Origin of the sequence: Herbaspirillum sp. B65, from assembly GCF_000333555.1 — a bacterium.
Lineage (GTDB): Bacteria > Pseudomonadota > Gammaproteobacteria > Burkholderiales > Burkholderiaceae_D > Herbaspirillum > Herbaspirillum rubrisubalbicans.
Genome location: NZ_BADI01000554.1, coordinates 1 through 1439 on the forward strand (window position 1 = coordinate 1; position 1439 = coordinate 1439).

The 1439-nt window shown below is 64.0% G+C and carries 2 protein-coding genes; both read right to left on the reverse strand.

The genetic code is table 11. The annotated features are described in order from the left end of the window. Nucleotides 1-371 (reverse strand): DEAD/DEAH box helicase (locus tag I5W_RS13485; RefSeq protein ID WP_044529615.1); only part of this gene is annotated, 371 nt, incomplete at its 3' end. A gap of 173 nt (nt 372-544) precedes the next feature. Continuing rightward, entirely contained in the window at nt 545-1300 is a 756-nt protein-coding gene (locus tag I5W_RS13490) for an alpha/beta fold hydrolase (protein ID WP_044529616.1), read from the reverse strand. Between the last annotated feature and the right edge of the window lie 139 nt (nt 1301-1439).

Below are 1439 nucleotides of genomic sequence, written 5' to 3' on the forward strand. Positions count from 1 at the left end.
TTCAAGAGCGTGATCTGCGGATTGATGCCGACGCCGCCGAAGATGCAGGCCGAGGTCAGCGGCAGGTACTTGCCGTACTGACGCACGCTCTCTTCGACCTGGCGGGCCAGTTCGCGGGTAGGGGCCAGGATCAGCGCGCGGATCGGCAGATGGCCATTGATCTTCTGGCGCGGCATGGTCGACAGGCGTTGCAGCAGCGGCAGGGTGAAGCCGGCGGTCTTGCCGGTGCCGGTCTGGGCGCCGGCCAGCAGGTCACCGCCGGAGAGCACTGCCGGAACAGCCTGGGCCTGGATCGGGGTCGGGGAGGTATAGCCTTGTTCGGAAACGGCACGAACGATTTCGTCGGACAAGCCGAGCGCGGAAAATGACATGAGACTCTGAAATTGGGTTTGGCCTGTGGTCCCGTACGGGCGCCAGTCGCAGGCAAACGGGGTTGGAACTTGAGGAGGGCGCGGACTTGACTGGCTATACGCCGCGCAGGCCGCAGTATAACAGCGCAACCTGCGCACTACGCGAATTATTTTGAGAAGTTGTGGGGCTCAGCTCATCCTTGACGGCGCGCCAAAAAACTAAGTACCGGCGGCAGAACCAGTGCGCTTTGCATCAGTCCGCCGAAGTGGGTCACGCCCGGCAGGCTGACGAATTCACCCTGCGGCAGCAAGCTTGCGGTGCGCTGGACGGCCGCATGACGGGCATCGGCATCGCCACAGAAGAGCAGGCAGGGCAGCCTCATCTGCGCCAGCAGGTCTTCCTGCGAGGGGCGCGCTTGCTGGGCGGCGGCCGCCAGTGCGAGCAGGTCGTTGGCGCGGATGAGCATCTTCACCTGCGGCGAAATCCGTTCGTCGAGCAGCCTTTCGAAGGTGGCGATGAAGGCTTCGGGGTCGCGCCCGTCGATGCCGTGGAAACCATCCCAGCTGCGATCTTCATAGGGATGGGCCGCGCCCAGGGTGAGGCTATGCAAGCGCTGCGGTGCATGGCGCACCAGCCCGTAGCCGACCCAGCCGCCCAGCGAATAGCCGAAGAAGTGGGCGCGTTCTATGCCCAGCGCATCGAGCACCGCCAGTGCATCACGACAGCGTTGTGGCTGGCTGTAGGCGGCCGTTTCGTGCGGCTTGTCGCTCTGGCCGTGGCCCAGGGCATCGAACATGATGACCTGGTAGTGCTCGCGCAGCGCGGCGGTAAAACCGAAGAAGCGCCACGCTTCCAGGCTGCTGGTGAAGCCGTGGTGCAGTAGCAGGGGCGGGCCGTTGCCCTCGACCTGGTAGTGGATCTTGCGGTTGTCGCTGAGGGCAAAGGGCATGGCGTTTTCGTGCGTGTTCTGGTGGGGATGGTTCAGTTCTTTTCGTCGGCTAGCTTCTTGCAGCGGCGCGCCAGCAACTCCCGCGAGCGGGCGCAGATTTCTTCATTGCTGAGGTCTTCGATGTGGGTGGCAATCGACC